The 14,463-nt window shown below is 63.5% G+C and carries 16 protein-coding genes; 15 read left to right on the forward strand and 1 reads right to left on the reverse strand.

Annotated elements, in window-relative coordinates:
* Positions 1-9: 9 nt before the first annotated feature.
* Genes Q7S20_06510 through Q7S20_06525 form a run of 4 tightly spaced genes read left to right on the forward strand, consistent with a single transcriptional unit; the run spans position 10 to position 4,498 of the window.
* Complete coding sequence (locus Q7S20_06510) at positions 10-285, forward strand: hypothetical protein (protein ID MDO8501476.1); 276 nt, start codon at positions 10-12, stop codon at positions 283-285.
* Positions 189-1,778: a protein kinase gene (locus Q7S20_06515; protein MDO8501477.1), complete on the forward strand. Its 1,590-nt coding sequence runs from the start codon at positions 189-191 to the stop codon at positions 1,776-1,778. Before Q7S20_06510 ends, Q7S20_06515 begins: the two co-directional genes overlap by 97 nt.
* 39 nt (positions 1,779-1,817) lie before the next feature.
* A complete protein-coding gene (locus Q7S20_06520; GenBank protein MDO8501478.1) occupies positions 1,818-2,984 on the forward strand; it encodes an acyl-CoA dehydrogenase in 1,167 nt (388 codons plus the stop codon).
* Between the two features lie 2 nt (positions 2,985-2,986).
* Complete coding sequence (locus tag Q7S20_06525; protein ID MDO8501479.1) at positions 2,987-4,498, forward strand: Xaa-Pro peptidase family protein; 1,512 nt, start codon at positions 2,987-2,989, stop codon at positions 4,496-4,498.
* Here the strand turns inward: Q7S20_06525 and Q7S20_06530 are convergent.
* Positions 4,455-6,275, reverse strand: coding sequence for a hypothetical protein (locus tag Q7S20_06530; GenBank protein ID MDO8501480.1), 1,821 nt, complete (start codon positions 6,273-6,275; stop codon positions 4,455-4,457). The two genes, Q7S20_06525 and Q7S20_06530, sit on opposite strands and share 44 nt — an antisense overlap.
* A gap of 90 nt (positions 6,276-6,365) precedes the next feature.
* On the opposite strand from Q7S20_06530, the gene Q7S20_06535 reads away from it, so the two are divergent.
* From Q7S20_06535 to Q7S20_06585, 11 genes are all read left to right on the forward strand, one after another.
* A complete protein-coding gene (locus tag Q7S20_06535) occupies positions 6,366-7,433 on the forward strand; it encodes a M42 family metallopeptidase (protein ID MDO8501481.1) in 1,068 nt (355 codons plus the stop codon).
* A gap of 77 nt (positions 7,434-7,510) precedes the next feature.
* On the forward strand, positions 7,511-8,815 hold the full coding sequence (locus Q7S20_06540) for a M28 family peptidase (protein ID MDO8501482.1): 1,305 nt from the start codon (positions 7,511-7,513) through the stop codon (positions 8,813-8,815).
* Between the two features lie 16 nt (positions 8,816-8,831).
* Positions 8,832-9,731 carry an alpha/beta hydrolase gene (locus Q7S20_06545; GenBank protein MDO8501483.1) on the forward strand — a complete coding sequence of 300 codons (900 nt, stop codon included), beginning with the start codon at positions 8,832-8,834 and terminating at the stop codon, positions 9,729-9,731.
* 2 nt (positions 9,732-9,733) lie between these two features.
* Positions 9,734-10,183 carry a hypothetical protein gene (locus Q7S20_06550; protein ID MDO8501484.1) on the forward strand — a complete coding sequence of 150 codons (450 nt, stop codon included), beginning with the start codon at positions 9,734-9,736 and terminating at the stop codon, positions 10,181-10,183.
* 17 nt (positions 10,184-10,200) lie between these two features.
* Positions 10,201-10,896, forward strand: a complete 696-nt coding sequence (gene nth / locus Q7S20_06555) for an endonuclease III (GenBank protein ID MDO8501485.1) — start codon at positions 10,201-10,203, stop codon at positions 10,894-10,896.
* Between the two features lie 32 nt (positions 10,897-10,928).
* Positions 10,929-11,411, forward strand: coding sequence for a peptidylprolyl isomerase (locus Q7S20_06560; protein MDO8501486.1), 483 nt, complete (start codon positions 10,929-10,931; stop codon positions 11,409-11,411).
* A gap of 7 nt (positions 11,412-11,418) precedes the next feature.
* Entirely contained in the window at positions 11,419-11,649 is a 231-nt protein-coding gene (locus tag Q7S20_06565; protein ID MDO8501487.1) for a hypothetical protein, read from the forward strand.
* 96 nt (positions 11,650-11,745) lie between these two features.
* On the forward strand, positions 11,746-12,282 hold the full coding sequence (locus Q7S20_06570) for a sigma-70 family RNA polymerase sigma factor (GenBank protein ID MDO8501488.1): 537 nt from the start codon (positions 11,746-11,748) through the stop codon (positions 12,280-12,282).
* Positions 12,283-12,285: 3 nt separating this feature from the next.
* Positions 12,286-12,711, forward strand: coding sequence for a hypothetical protein (locus Q7S20_06575; protein ID MDO8501489.1), 426 nt, complete (start codon positions 12,286-12,288; stop codon positions 12,709-12,711).
* A 12-nt stretch (positions 12,712-12,723) separates the two neighbouring features.
* Positions 12,724-13,152: a Spy/CpxP family protein refolding chaperone gene (locus Q7S20_06580; GenBank protein ID MDO8501490.1), complete on the forward strand. Its 429-nt coding sequence runs from the start codon at positions 12,724-12,726 to the stop codon at positions 13,150-13,152.
* On the forward strand, positions 13,153-14,463 hold the full coding sequence (locus Q7S20_06585) for a TolC family protein (protein MDO8501491.1): 1,311 nt from the start codon (positions 13,153-13,155) through the stop codon (positions 14,461-14,463).

The following is a 14,463-nucleotide window of genomic DNA, read 5'->3' on the forward strand; positions in this document are numbered from 1 at the left end:
CATCAGGAATTGCTTGAACAGCTAGAGAAGGCCCTTTCCGGGAAATACCAGGTCGAGCGCGAGCTCGGTCGTGGCGGCATGGCGACGGTCTACCTCGCCCACGACCTCAAGCACGACCGCGAGGTCGCGCTCAAGGTCCTGCATCCCGAGCTCTCCTCCTCGACGAAGCGCTCTACCTCGCTCGCGGAATCGCCGGAGCGCTTGACTACGCGCATCGCCAGCGGGTGGTCCATCGCGACATCAAGCCCGAGAACATCATGCTTCACGAAGGTGAAGCGATGGTGATGGATTTCGGGATCGCCAAGGCGGTCAGCGTGGCCAGCGGCGACACGCTGACTCAAATGGGCATGATGGTCGGCACGCCCGCGTACGTGAGTCCGGAACAGGCCGCCGGTGAGGCCGAGATAGATGGACGGAGCGATCAGTACAGTCTGGCGTGCATGCTCTTTGAGATTCTCACGGGCACGAAGGCGTTCGAGGGATCGTCCACACAGGCTGTGTTGAGCAAGCGATTCACCGACCCTGTGCCATCTCTCAAGAAAGCCGACCTGACTGTTCCCGACGAGATAGACGAAGCGGTTACGCGCGCCCTCTCGAAAGAGCCTCGCGAGCGGTTCAACACCTCCGGCGAATTCGCCTTCAAGGGAACTACCGAAGACATCCGCCAGGTCGGAAAGAAGCTGGATGTCGCCACGGTTCTCGAGGGAAGCGTCCGCAAGGCGGGGATGAAGCTGCGCATCAACGCGCAGCTCGTGAACGTCGCCGACGGATACCAGCTCTGGTCGCAGCGATACGACCGCGACATGGAGGACGTGTTCGCGATCCAGGACGAGATCGCGCAGAACATCGTCAAGGCACTGCGGGTGATACTCAGCGAGGACGAGAAGCGCGCGATCGAGAAGGTGCCCACGGCCAACGTCGAGGCGTACGAGTGCTATTTGCGAGGCCGCCAGTTCTTCCACCAGTTCCAGAAGTCCGCGCTCGAATTTGCCCGGCAGATGTTCACGCGCGCGATCGAGATTGATCCGACGTACGCGCTGGCATACGCCGGACTCGCTGACTCCTGCTCGCTTCTCTACACGAACTTCGACGCGTCCGAGACGAACCTTCGCAACGCCGACACGGCGAGCCGCCGCGCGCTCGAGCTCGGGCCCGAGCTGGCCGAGGCTCACGTCGCGCGCGGTCACGCGGTTTCGCTGAGCGGAAACCAGGCGGAAGCGGAGGCGGAGTTCGAGACCGCGATGCGTCTCAACCCGCAGCTCTTCGACGCCGCGTACATGTTCGGTCGCGCGCTGCTCGCGCAGGGGCAGCTCGAGCGGGCGGCGGAAATGTTCGACCGCGCGGGAGAGCTTCGTCCCGAGGATTACGTCGTTCCCGGTCTGCTCGGCGGAGCATATGCGGGACTGGGCCGCACGGCCGATGCCCAGCGCGCGTTCAGGCGTCAGCTCGACGCGGCGAGCAAGCGCCTTCAGCTCAATCCTGACGACCCGAGAGCCCTCTACATGGGCGGAGTTGCCCTTGCCCGATTGGGCGAGGGAGCGCGCGCCAGGGATTGGGCCAGCCAGGCCCTCGCCATCAACTCGAACGACGCGACTGTTCTGTACAATGTCGCGTGCATCTTTTCACTCAGCGGTGAGATCGAGGAAGCGATCTCCATGCTCGAGCGCTCTGTCGGCGCGGGGTTCGGACACTGGAGCTGGATTGAGAACGACTCCGATTTCGAGCCGCTTCACAGCCATCCCCGCTACCAGGCGCTGCTCGCCCGCAAGGACCGGTAGCCGCTCACACGGGCTGAACAACATCAACGCAATCCTGAAATGACGACACAAGCCGAAGTGCGCCCCGCACTCACCATCCTCTCCGAAGAAGAGGAGATGTTCCGCGACGCCGTCGCGGCTTTCGTGGAAGCAGAAGTTCGCCCCCGCGTGATGGACATGGAGCGGGCGGCAAAAATAGACCCCGATCTCATCCCCAAGTACTTCGAGCTCGGCCTCATGGGCATCGAAGTGCCCGAGCAGTACGGCGGCGCCGACGGCTCGCTCTTCATGGTCACCCTCGCAGTCGAAGAGATCAGCAAGGTGGACGCTTCCTCCGCCATCCTTTGCGACGTCCAGAACACGCTCGTCAACTATCCAATCAGCCGCTACGGCTCGGATACGCTGAAGTCGAAGTACCTGCCGCGCCTCACATCGGACACGGTTGGAGCGTATGCGCTCTCCGAATCCGGCTCCGGCTCCGATGCTTTCGGACTCGCCGCGCGCGCGGAGAAGAAAGGCGACAAGTGGATCCTCAACGGCGAGAAGCTGTGGATCACCAACGGCCACGAAGCCGGGATCTTCGTCATCTTCGCCAACGCGAATCCGTCGGCCGGCTACAAGGGAATCACGGCGTTCATCGTCGAGCGCGATTCCCCCGGATTCTCCGTCGGCAAGAAGGAGGACAAGCTCGGCATCCGCGCCTCCAGCACGGTCGAGCTGCTGCTCGACAACTGCGAAGTTCCGGAGGAGAACGTGCTCGGGCCGGTCGGTCAGGGATACAAGATCGCAATCGAAACGCTCAACGAAGGCCGCATCGGCATCGGCGCGCAGATGATCGGCGTCGCACAGGGCGCACTCAAGGCCGCGGTGCAGTATCTCAACGAGCGCAAACAGTTCGGCAAGTCGCTCAGCGAGTTCCAGGGCATCCAGTTCCAGGTCGCGCAGGCCGCGACGGATCTCGAAGCCGCGCGGCTCATGGTGTACAACGCGTCGCGCCTCAAGGACGCGGGACGCGACATCGCCCGCGAAGGCGCGATGGCGAAGCTCTTCAGCTCGCAGGTCTGCGAGCGCGTAACGTCACTGTGCGTCGAGCTGTTCGGCGGGTACGGGTATACGAAGGACTACCCGGCCGAGAAGTTCTATCGCGACGCCAAGATCGGCGCGATCTATGAAGGAACCTCCAACATGCAGCTCCAGACGATCGCCAAAGCGGTCCTGAAAGGATGACGATGACAAGTATCACCCGACGTTGTTTCCAGATTCTCGCAATTTTCTCCACGCTCTCTGCGATTGGAACACTGGCTGGGGCGCAGATCGCCACCTCCGAGTACGCAACCCGCCGCGCCGCACTGGCAGAGCGGCTCCAGAATGGAATCCTCGTCGCACTCGGCTCCCCCGAGCCCGAAGAGGATTACATCTCGTTCAACCAGAATTCGCCGTTCAGATATCTGACCGGGTTCAACGAGCCGGAAGGCGCGCTGGTGATGGTGATCCGCAACGGCGCGATCGTTGGCACGCCGATGCTGTTCGTCCAGCCGAGCGATCCCGCGCGCGAGGTCTGGACCGGCCACCGCCTCGGCCTCGATGGCGTGAAGACGATGCTCGGCTTCGACGGCCGCCCGTTCGTATCGCTCGGCGCCGTTGTGGATACGCTGCTCTCACGAGACACGACCGCCGTTCTCCGCACAGTCGGCGCCTTCAACCCGGCGGGTCCGATCATGACGCGCGACGACCAGATCGTCGGCACCCTGATCAGGAATCACGTCGGGACGAAGGTCGATTCCGCCAACGCCGATGTGAGAGCCCTCCGCCGCGTGAAGTCAGCGGCCGAGCAGGACTTCATTCGCCGAGCGGTCAACGTCACAGTCGGGGCGCAGCGCGACGCCATGCGGCTCATCGAGCCGGGGGTGAACGAGTTCGAGGTGCAGGCGCTGATCGAGTACGACTTCCGTCGAAATGGCGCGGATCGCCCATCGTTCTCGACGATCGTGGGATCGGGACCGAATTCGACGACCCTGCACTACAACGCCGACGACCGCTTCATCGAGAAGGACGACATCATCGTCATGGATATCGGAGCGTCTTACCGCGGCTACGCGGCCGACGTTACGCGATCGGTCCCGGCGAGCGGAACTTTCTCTCCCGTTCAGCGCGACATCTATACCGCCGTCCGGGCAGCGCAGGCATCCGGGGAGCGCGCGGCGATAGTCAACGGGCCAGGACACGCAATGACCGACTCGGCCGTTGCGTCACTCGGCGCATCGCTTACGCGGCTCGGTCTCATCGAAGCCCCCAGCGCGACGTATGACTGCGACGTTTCGGCGAGCCGTCAGTGCGCGCAACGCTTGCTCTACTACATGCACGGCCTCGGACACGGGATCGGACTCGACGTCCACGATCCCGGCTCGGCGCCGAACAACGGCACGCTCGTTCCGGGCACCGCATTCACCATCGAGCCGGGCATCTATGTGCGCGGCAATCTGCTCGACATCATCCCCAACACGCCGAAGAATCAGGCGATGATCGCGAAGATCCGCCCCGCCGTGCAGAAGTACGCCAATATCGGCGTGCGCATCGAGGACGACTACATGGTCACGCCGGCAGGCGTCGAGTGGATCTCGCGCGCGCCGCGGGAAATGGCCGAGATCGAGGCGATCATGAAGGAGAAGTGGAGCGGCCCCGCGCCGCGCGACGCCGCTACTGTTGAAGCGTACCGGTCAACAGGCCGTCGCGTACCCTGATCGCTTTCGGCGTCGCGTTCGTCATCTCGACGAGCCGCCGCGCCTCGATAGTTCTGAACTTCGCCGGGGCATTCAGCGTGAGACGCTGGGTGCCCCGCATTATTTCCACCGGAATCATCTCGCCGGGTGGTGTTGCCGCGTACTTCGCGTTGAACTTGTCCTGGAACGCGGGGTCGGAAACGTCCAGACCACCGATCGTCAGCAGGTAATCGCCGAGCTTCGCTCCAGCAACGTTGCCCGACCCGCCGATGACGACCTGCATCACCCGCAGCCCCTGGTCGTCGCCTGACACCGCAAGACCGAGCGAAGGAAGCACGGACCGCTCGACCATCAGACGCAGGCCGGCGAGCGGAAGCACGCTGTCATACGGAAAGGGCTCGCGGCCGTTTACATACCTTTTCTCGAATTCGGCGAAGGATTTTCCGCCTGCTGCCTTCGATACCGACGCCCACCACTCCGCGTTCGTGAATCCCTTCCCCCGCTTGTAAGTCGTCTCGTATAGCTCGCGCATGACCGTGTCGAGCGAGCGCTGGCTGTCGCTCGCGTCGCGGATCATGATGTCGAGCAGCAGCCCGGCGACGGATCCCTTGTCGTAGTAGAGATCCTTCGTGCCGTTGACGGGACTGATCCACGCCGAGAGCGACGCATCCTCGAGAGCGGTAGGCACGCTCTCGGCGATGGTGTCCATCTTTCCTTTTGTCGTCGTATAGAACGCGCGCGGCGTGACTGTCTTGCCACGAACCTGCGTGAGATCAGCGTAATAGTCGGTGACCCCCTCGCTGATCCAGAGGAGAGTCGTCGGCTGTTCCCTGTCGTACTGATACGGCACCATCTCCGCCGGCCTGAGCCGTTTCACGTTCCACGCGTGGAAAACCTCGTGAGCGTAGAGCGACGTGAGGAACGGATTGCCGAGCACCTCGCTGGAGACGATGTCGAAGTGCGAATTCTGATGCTCGATACCGGCGGCGCCGCCAAGGGAAAAATCGGGATCGGCGACCTGCATGACCGTGTAGGTGTCCCACGGCACTTCGCCGAATATCATCGCCTGCCAGGGTATGATCCTTCCGAGCTGCTCGAATGCCCCGGCGCGTGCCCCGGCGCGTGCCGCGGCCGTGACGCTGCCGGTCGGATAACTCGCGAACCGCAGCGTCTTCCCCACCACGCGCGTGCTGTCCATGTCGAACCTGCCCACGAAGAAGGGCATGTCCACGAGATCGTGATAATTCGACGCCGTGAACGTGTTTGGCGTCGCCGCCGGGGTCATGCCGGTGGCGACTCGCCACGCGGTGTCGGTGTGCACCGTGACGGTCGCGGCGAAATCGGTTCCGCGCCCCTCGGGATAGAGAAAGAGATTCGTCCCGTTGAAGAACGCGAAGTTCGGCTTTGACCACGACATGGCATTGTCGAGAGAGTCGGCCCTGTACTGGAAGGCCACTCTTACGTCACCGCCCAGCGGCACGCTGATGCGCCACGTATCGGGGTCGGCCTTGTCCCAGTCGAGCGAATCACCGCCGGCCGTAGCGGTGAAGTAATTCACGAACCGCGCGTAGTTGCTGATCTCGTACGCGCCCGGCGTCCATGCCGGCAGCGACAGCAGAACGTCACCGCCTCCCGCAGCCGTGAACGTCATGGATACGTCTATGGTGCGCGACTGGGCGGTGGCGGAGTCGAACGTCACGTCATAGCGAATGCGCGAGACAGGCGCCGAGCGCGGCGTCTGCGAACTCGCGGGGCCAGCAAGAAGCGCCGCGAGCGAGATAATCAGCAGTTGTTTCACATGCATACGTTACAGCCATGCAATTAGGCGTGCTATATTCGCTGACCCGATAACAGAGCGCGGCGAAACCGCCGCCGGAGACAACCCAGCATGTTCAACGACGACGCCCTCGGATTCCTCAAGCAGCTCCTCGACAGCCCCGGACCCTCCGGTTTCGAGTCGGCTCCCGCCAAGGTCTGGCGTGAAGAAGCCGCAAAGTTCGCCAGGGTTCGCGGCGACGTCGCGGGCAACAGCATCGCGGAAGTGAATTCGCAGGGCTCGCCGACGATCATGCTGGCCGGCCACATAGACGAGATCGGCGTCATCGTCACCTACATTGATGACGAAGGCTATGCCTACATCTCGGGAATCGGCGGATGGGATCCCCAGGTGCTCGTCGCTCAGCGGATCCGCTTCATCGGCCGTGATGGTGATGTCTTCGGTGTGGTCGGCAAGAAGCCGATTCACCTCATGAAGACCGAAGACCGCAAGAAGGCGTCGAAGATAACGGACCTGTGGGTGGACATCGGCGCCACCACGAAGAAGGAGGCCGAGGAGCGGCTGTCCGTCGGCGACGCGGGAGTAATTGACTCACGCCTGATGGAGTTCCCGAACGGACTGATCGTGTCGCGTTCCATTGACGACCGGATCGGCGCATTCATCGTCCTCGAGGCGTTGCGGCGGTACGCCGAGTCGCCGGGTTCGGCGCACGTCGTGGCAGTGGCGACGACGCAGGAGGAGATCGCGTGGCGCGGGGGCGGGGCACTCATCTGCGCGACGCGCGTGAATCCGCAGATGGCGCTGGTGGTGGACGTGACCTTCGCCAGCGACCACCCGCAGGTCGAGAAGAAGGAGATCGGCGAATCGAAGCTGGGCGGAGGCCCCGTGTTCGCCCGGGGGTCCATCATCTCGCCCGTCGTGTTCAACCTCCTGCGGAAGACCGCCGAGGAGAAGAGCATTCCGTTCGCCGTGCATGCGGCGGGACGGGATACGAGCACCGACGCGGATGCGATCCACATCGCCCGCGAGGGGATCGCGACCGGGCTCGTCTCGGTGCCGAACAGGTACATGCATTCGCCGAACGAGATGGTGTCGCTTGCCGACGTGGATCACACCGCCACGCTGCTGGCGGAAGTGTGTCGCGCGGTCAACAACGACACCGATTTCACGGCCCGGTAACCGAAGCTGTCGCGAGGATCTGCCGTGCGTTCGTTCAGGCGTATAGCTTCAGAACGAACCTCCCAACCCAGACACCAATGAAAAGAACGATTCTGCGGCCTCTCGCCGCTTCGAGCATCATCATCGCTCTCGGTGCGTGCACTTCCGGCATGCGCGCACCCGAGCTTTCCCTGGGCCAGGCGATCGCTGATTCCACCGCTATCCGCGGTGACATCGCCTACCTCGCGAACGACCGGCTCGAGGGCCGCCTGACCGGAACACCCGGAAACGATTCAGCCGCCGCGTATATCGCGCGGCGATATGCCGCGCTCCGACTTCGCGCTCCATATCCGGGATACTATCAGAATTTCGTCGCACGGCCGGCGGCCGCGGCTCATACGGGCGATACGACAGGACTCGTGACCCGGAACGTCGTCGCCATCCTTCCGGGCAGCGATCCCGCCGCAAAAGGCCAGTACATCGTGCTCGGCGCGCATTTCGACCATCTCGGCAAGAGCGCGCAGTTCTCTCTAGACCCGGAGGCGAAGGACGCGATCAGGAACGGCGCCGACGACAACGCGTCGGGGACAGCGGCGATACTTCAGCTGGCGCGGATGCTCTCGGTGGTTCGGCCGCGGCATTCGATCATATTCGTGAATTTCAGCGGCGAAGAGGAAGGCCTGCTCGGATCACAGTACTTCGTTGACAACTCGCCGGTGCCGCTCGACAGCATCGTCACGATGCTCAACTTCGACATGGTAGGCCGTCTCAAGGACAAGAAGCTGTTCGTCTACGGAACCGCCACCGCGACCGAGCTTGCCGCACTCGTGGACAGCGCCAATACCAGGTCGCCGCCGGAGTTCAGCCTTCAGGGCGGCGGCGACGGATTCGGATCGTCCGACCATGCCTCGTTCTACGCGAAGAACATTCCCGTCCTGCACTTCTTCACCGACAGCCACGAGGACTACCACCGCGCGACCGACGACGTCGAGAAGATCAATGCCGCCGGTGAAGCAGGAGTCGTCAATCTCGCATTGCGCCTCGTCAAGTCCATTGACGCCCGGCCCACGCGCCTCAGCTTCGTTCGTTCCACGACGCCTTCAAGGATGAGCACGAGCCGCAGCCAGGGATCGCAAGTGTTCCTCGGCTCGGTGCCCGACATGTCCGCCGGCACCGTGCCAGGCCTCAGACTCACCGGTGTTCGGCCCGGAAGTCCCGCGGAGAAAGGCGGGCTCGCTGCAAACGACATCATCGTCGAGCTCGGCGGCGTCGCCGTGGCGGACCTGCAGGGCTACAGCGACGCGCTCTACGCGCACAAGCCGGGCGACGTGGTGAAGGTCGTGTTCCTGCGAGATGGCAAGCGGATGGAAACGTCGGTGACTCTGGGCAGCCGGGGCGGCTGACCGCGGGCGAGGAGCGATGCCCGAACCGATCCCCGCTCCTCGCGAGTCCGGCTTCACCGCAACGACGACGGCCCCGCTCTACTGGGTCGCCTACGGGCCGCCCGCGGCCGGGAAGCTGCTCGTGCTCCACGGGGGGCCGGGCGCGCATCACGACTATCTGATCCCGCAGATGCTCCATCTCGCGAAGCGATACAACGTCATCCTCTACGATCAGCGCGGTGGGGGCCGGTCGAGATCGGACGACCGCGAGGAAATCACGTGGCGCACGCACGTCGCGGATCTCGATGCGGTGATTCATGAGCTCGAAATCCCTTCGCCGTCAATCGTCGGGTACTCGTTCGGTGGAATGCTCGCACTGCTCTACTGCATCGAGGCGAACGGGAACGATCGCATGGAAATGCCGTCGCGGCTGGCTCTCATTGATACGGCGCCGTTGAGAATGGAATACAGGAAGCAGTTCGAGGCCGAGTTCGCGAGACGGCAGAACGGAATGGAGATCCGCCGCATGCGAGAGGAGCTCGCCGCATCCGGCCTGCGCGAAACGGATCCCGCGGAGTACAGGCAGCGGACCTTCGAGCTCGCCGTGGCAGCCTATTTCGCCGATCCCGCGAAAGCGCGGAAGCTCACGCCCTTCAGGGTGACCGCCCGGGTTCAGCAATCCACCTGGGAAAGCCTGGGGGCTGACTACGATCTGATCCCCGACCTGAAGCCGATGGGATTCCCCACCCTGTTCGTCCACGGCCGTGACGATCCAATTCCCGCGGCGTCATCCATTGAGGCCTCCAAAGCGATGGAAGCGCAGCTGGTTCTTCTGGACGACTGCGGGCATGTACCATACGTTGAACAGCCCGGCCAGTTGTTCGCGGCGCTGGATAAGTTCCTCGCCGCGTCGGACTCCCCGTTGACGCGCGGTTAGCGATGTCGGATTTCGGTATAGTTCAACAGCATCTTTCGACCATCGAAATGGACGGCAAGCCGTGCGCGGTGTCCGTCCGCATCGCTTACGACGGCATCGAGTACATTGGCCGGCTGTTCTTCGGCGAACCCGAGACCGGTCAGAGCATCCCGGACCACGGGGCGATTCCCGGCCGCACGGTCGAAGAGGCCATCGAGTTCGCGCGACGGCTCAACGTCGAGGACTTCACGCGCCGATACCTTCGCGCCAAAGCCGACAAGCGCCGCTACACGTCGCTGCGCAAAGCTACCGACGAGATACTGATGAAGATCAAGTACATGAACCGCGTCTCGATCAACATGCGCAACGGGCTGCTCGACCATGAAGGCGCGAAGCAGGAGATCGAGCTCATCCAGCGTCAGCTTCATGAGATGATAGACCGGATGCCCGGTCATGCCGGCACGGAAGGGTGATCCGCCTGCATCGTTGAGTGAAAAAGCCGGCCCCCAACGCCGCGGCGAGGAATCCCGCCAAGCGCAAAAAGAAGCGCGGCGCCGAGCTGAAGGAGCACGCGCTCGAGATTCTTGCGCGCCTCAAGCGGGAATATCCGGATGCGCACTGCGAGCTCGACTTCGAGACACCCCTTCAGCTGCTCATCGCGACCATTCTCAGCGCGCAATGCACCGACAAGCGCGTCAACATGGTAACACCGGAGCTTTTCAGGACGTTCCCCGATGCCCGCGCACTCGCCGCGGCTGACGTCACGGTCCTCGAGGATCTGATCAGGAGCACCGGCTTCTTCCGCAACAAGACGAAAAGCCTGCTGGGCATGTCGGCCGCCCTCGTCGAACGGCACGGCGGCGAAGTGCCATCAACGATGGACGAGCTGGTCCATCTGCCCGGAGTGGGCCGGAAGACCGCCAACGTCGTGCTCGGCAACGCCTTCGACATCAACGAAGGCATCGTCGTAGACACCCACGTCGGGCGCCTCGCCCTCCGACTCGGCCTAATTGATCAGGGGGATCCGGTCAAGATCGAAAAGGCGCTCATGCCATTGATTCCCCGCGAGGACTGGGCACTCGTCTCGCACCTGCTCATCTTCCACGGGCGGAGAGTCTGTATCGCCCGGGCACCCAGGTGCGCGTCCTGCGTCCTCTCCGATGTCTGCCCGTCGGCCCGGCTTTGATGTATTTTCACCGTTCTACCCTCTGAAATACGATGACCAGATACGCAACCATAGAGACCAACCGCGGCATCATGACCGCTGAGCTGTACGACAAGGAAGCGCCGAACACCGTCGCCAACTTCGAGAAGCTCGCCAACGACGGCTATTACGATGGAATCAGGTTTCATCGCGTTATTTCCGGATTCGTCGTACAGGGCGGCGACCCGTACTCGCGCGACCTGCCGGAAGGCGATCGCCGCATCGGCACCGGTGGCCCGGGCTACAAGATCGACTGCGAAACCGCCGGCAATCCGCACAAGCATGAGCTGGGCTCGCTTTCCATGGCACACGCCGGGAAAAACTCCGGCGGCAGCCAGTTCTTCATCGTCCTCGACGAAGGCAACACCCGCCACCTGAACGGTGTCCATACCGTGTTCGGCAAGGTTACCGACGGGCTGGACATCGTGACGGCCATCAAGCCGAACGACAGCATGACCAAGGTGCGCGTGTCCGACACGCCCTCTTCCAAGGAGTAGTAATCCAATGGCTGCCCCCAGACCCAAGAGCCCGGACCTCGGCGCCGCCTTTGCCGGGCTCGTGCTCGGTGGATCGGTGATGTTCCTCATCATTCTGACCATCGTGTGGCTCACGAACTCCCACTTCGCGGCCGAGAAGGCAGTGGAGAAGCAGCAGCATGCGACGCCGGTGGCGACCGCACCCGCTCCCGCCGTTCCCGCCGCCACCCCTCAGAGCCCGCCTCCCGCGACGCGCTAGGGAAGTACCTGGAAGCCCAACAGCGGGCGGCATGGAGGCGTAAGACCGACGTGAACCGCTCGTTCCCCGATAGCCATTCAACAACAAGCCGGACCGGTGCGTATCCCTGATGAGGAACGCGCGCTGGCTGAACGGGCCCGCGCAGGCGATAACGAAGCCTTTGCGGGCCTGGTGCGTTTGCACCAGCGGCGCGCGTACCTCGTGGCGCGGGCGATCGTAACCGTCCATGAGGACGCGGAAGACGCTGTCCAGGAAGGATTCGTCCGGGCGTGGCAGGCGCTCGACAGGTTCGATCCGACGCAGGGCTTTGCGGCGTGGCTGAACCGTATCGTCGCCAACGCCGCGCTCGACATCGCACGGCGACGGAAGGTGAGAGCGACCGACGAGCTGAGCGACGCGCTTCAATCGCCTTTCCGGGACCCCGCGCAGGACGCGGAGCTGAAAACGCGCCTCACTGAGGCGCTGGCCCAGCTCCCGGAACGGGCAAGATCGGTGATCGTGCTTCACGATGTTGAAGGATTCACACACGTGGAGATCGGAGAGATGCTCGGTATCCCGGGCGGCACGGCAAGATCCGATCTACATCATGCGCGGCAGAAGCTGCGCGGGCTTTTGAAGGACCTGAGGGGATGACACATGAGCGATGAACTGAAATTTCCTGATTCCGCCGCGAGAGCCGATCGCGACTCGTTGCCCGAGTCGCTGAACGGCATCATTCGCGACGCGTATGCGCCGCCCGCCGGACCCGGCGGAGCGGAAGCGTACTGGGCGGGGTTGGAGCAGCGTATCATGGCCCGTATCGCGGCCGAGGGTGCGGGCGACGGACGCTGGTGGACCGTGCTCGCTCCGTGGGCGCGCGCCGGCCTCGTCGCCGCCGCGGCGATCTTCGCGCTCGCCGGTGTCATCAACGAGCGCCTCGGCGATGCCGAATCGCAGCTTGCCTACGAATCCGTCGTCGAGGCGACCACTCCCGAGGTGCTTTCGACTTCGGAAGAGCTCCTTACGGTGCAGAGTGGGCCGGATAACGACGGCGCCGCGCTCCGTTACTTCCTTTCACACTAACGAGATCCTTCGATGCAGCGCTCCAAGAGCTACGCATTGCTGTTCCTGCTCGCCGCTTTCGTGGCGGGAGTCGCGCTCGGCTTTACCGCCGACCGCCTTCTCCTGACGCGCGGCGGGCATGGCCGAAGCGACCGTCCATCACGCAACCGGATGGCGAAAGAGCTGGGCCTGACACCCGCTCAGCGCGCGCAATTCGATTCGATCACGACCTCGAGGCGGACGCAGATGCGCGAGCTGTTCAAGCCGCTCCGTCCGCAGATGGACTCGCTGCAGAAGGTCGCGAAAATCATCGGCGACAGCACGCACGAGCAGCTCAAGCGGGTGCTCACTCCCGGGCAGGCCAGGAAGCTTGACGAGATGCGCGAGCACGGACGCAAGCGGGCCGCCGAGGCGCGTGCGCCTGGCGACAGCGGCAGAGACAGACCAACTCCGATACCGTAAATGAGACTTTCAGCAGCCATAGCAGCATCGTTTTTCGCGATCCCGCTGGCACTCGGCGCGCAGACATCCGATACCGCCGCGACACCGATGACGCTCGCCGAGGCGATTCGTCTCGCGCAGCAGAACGCTCTTACGACGGTTCAGGCGCGCGGCTCGATCCGCACGTCCGAGCTGAGCGTGAAGCAGTCGTATGCGGCATTTCTCCCGAGCTTCTCGCTTTCCGCTGGAACGCAGCGGCAGAGCGGCGATCGCTTCGACACACAGGGCAACCTCGTTCCGTTCACGGGAAACCCGTCGAACTATTCGACGGGTATCCAGAGCAGTCTTCAGCTTTTCGATGGCGGCCGTCGTTTCTTCGACGTGAAGAGATCGAAGGCCGATGTGGACGCCGCCGAGGCGGGCGAGACGGCGTCGCGATTCCAGGTCGCGCTGCAGGTAAAGCAGCAGTACTACAACATTCTCGCCGCGCGTGAATCGCAGAGCGCGGCCGAAGCGCAGATCGAGCAGACGACGCAGCAGCTGAACGCGTCATCGCTCCGGCTTCGCGCCGGCGCGGCGACAGTTTCCGATTCGCTCCGTTCTGTCGTTCAGCTCGGCAACGCGCGTCTCGCGTTGCTCACCGCGCAGAACAATCTCCAGCTCGCCAACGCGACGCTGACGCGCCTCGTCGCGTCGTCCCGCCCCATTACCGCGACCGTGTCGGATACGGTGGACCAGCAGGTAGTGATCCCTGACATCGCCGAGCTCGACGCTCTTGTTCAGCGCGCGCCGGCGATTCAGCAGGCCGATGCCCAACTGGCGTCGGCGCACGCCAGTCTCCGCTCGGCGAAGACGTCTTATCTGCCGACCGTAAACATGAACTTCAACCGCAGCGGGAGCGGACTCGATCCGCAGTTCGGCATCGGCGACAAGCGCTATGCGTACAACCAGAACCTGAGCTTCAGTCTCAACTTTCCCCTGTTCAACAACCTGACCCGCGAAGTCAACGTCGCGAGGGCGATCGTCGCCGAGGATGTGGCTGAAGTCGCGGCGCGCGACGCGAAGCTCCTCGCGCACCAGACGCTCGTGCAGTCACTCGGGCAGATGCAAACCGCGCTGGCGCAGGTGGCGATTCAGACCACGTCCGTCGCCGCCGCAACCGAAGACCTGCGCGTGCAGAAACGCCGATACGAGCTGGGCGCAACGACATTGCTCGATCTGCTCACTTCACAGACCCAGCTCGACACCGCTCGCTCCGCTCTCATCAGGGCGCGTTATGACTACCGTGTGGCCAAGGCGCAGCTCGAAGCGCTGATCGGCCGTGACCTTTAG

It is taken from the genome of Gemmatimonadaceae bacterium (genome assembly GCA_030647905.1).
Taxonomy (GTDB): Bacteria; Gemmatimonadota; Gemmatimonadetes; order Gemmatimonadales; family Gemmatimonadaceae; genus UBA4720.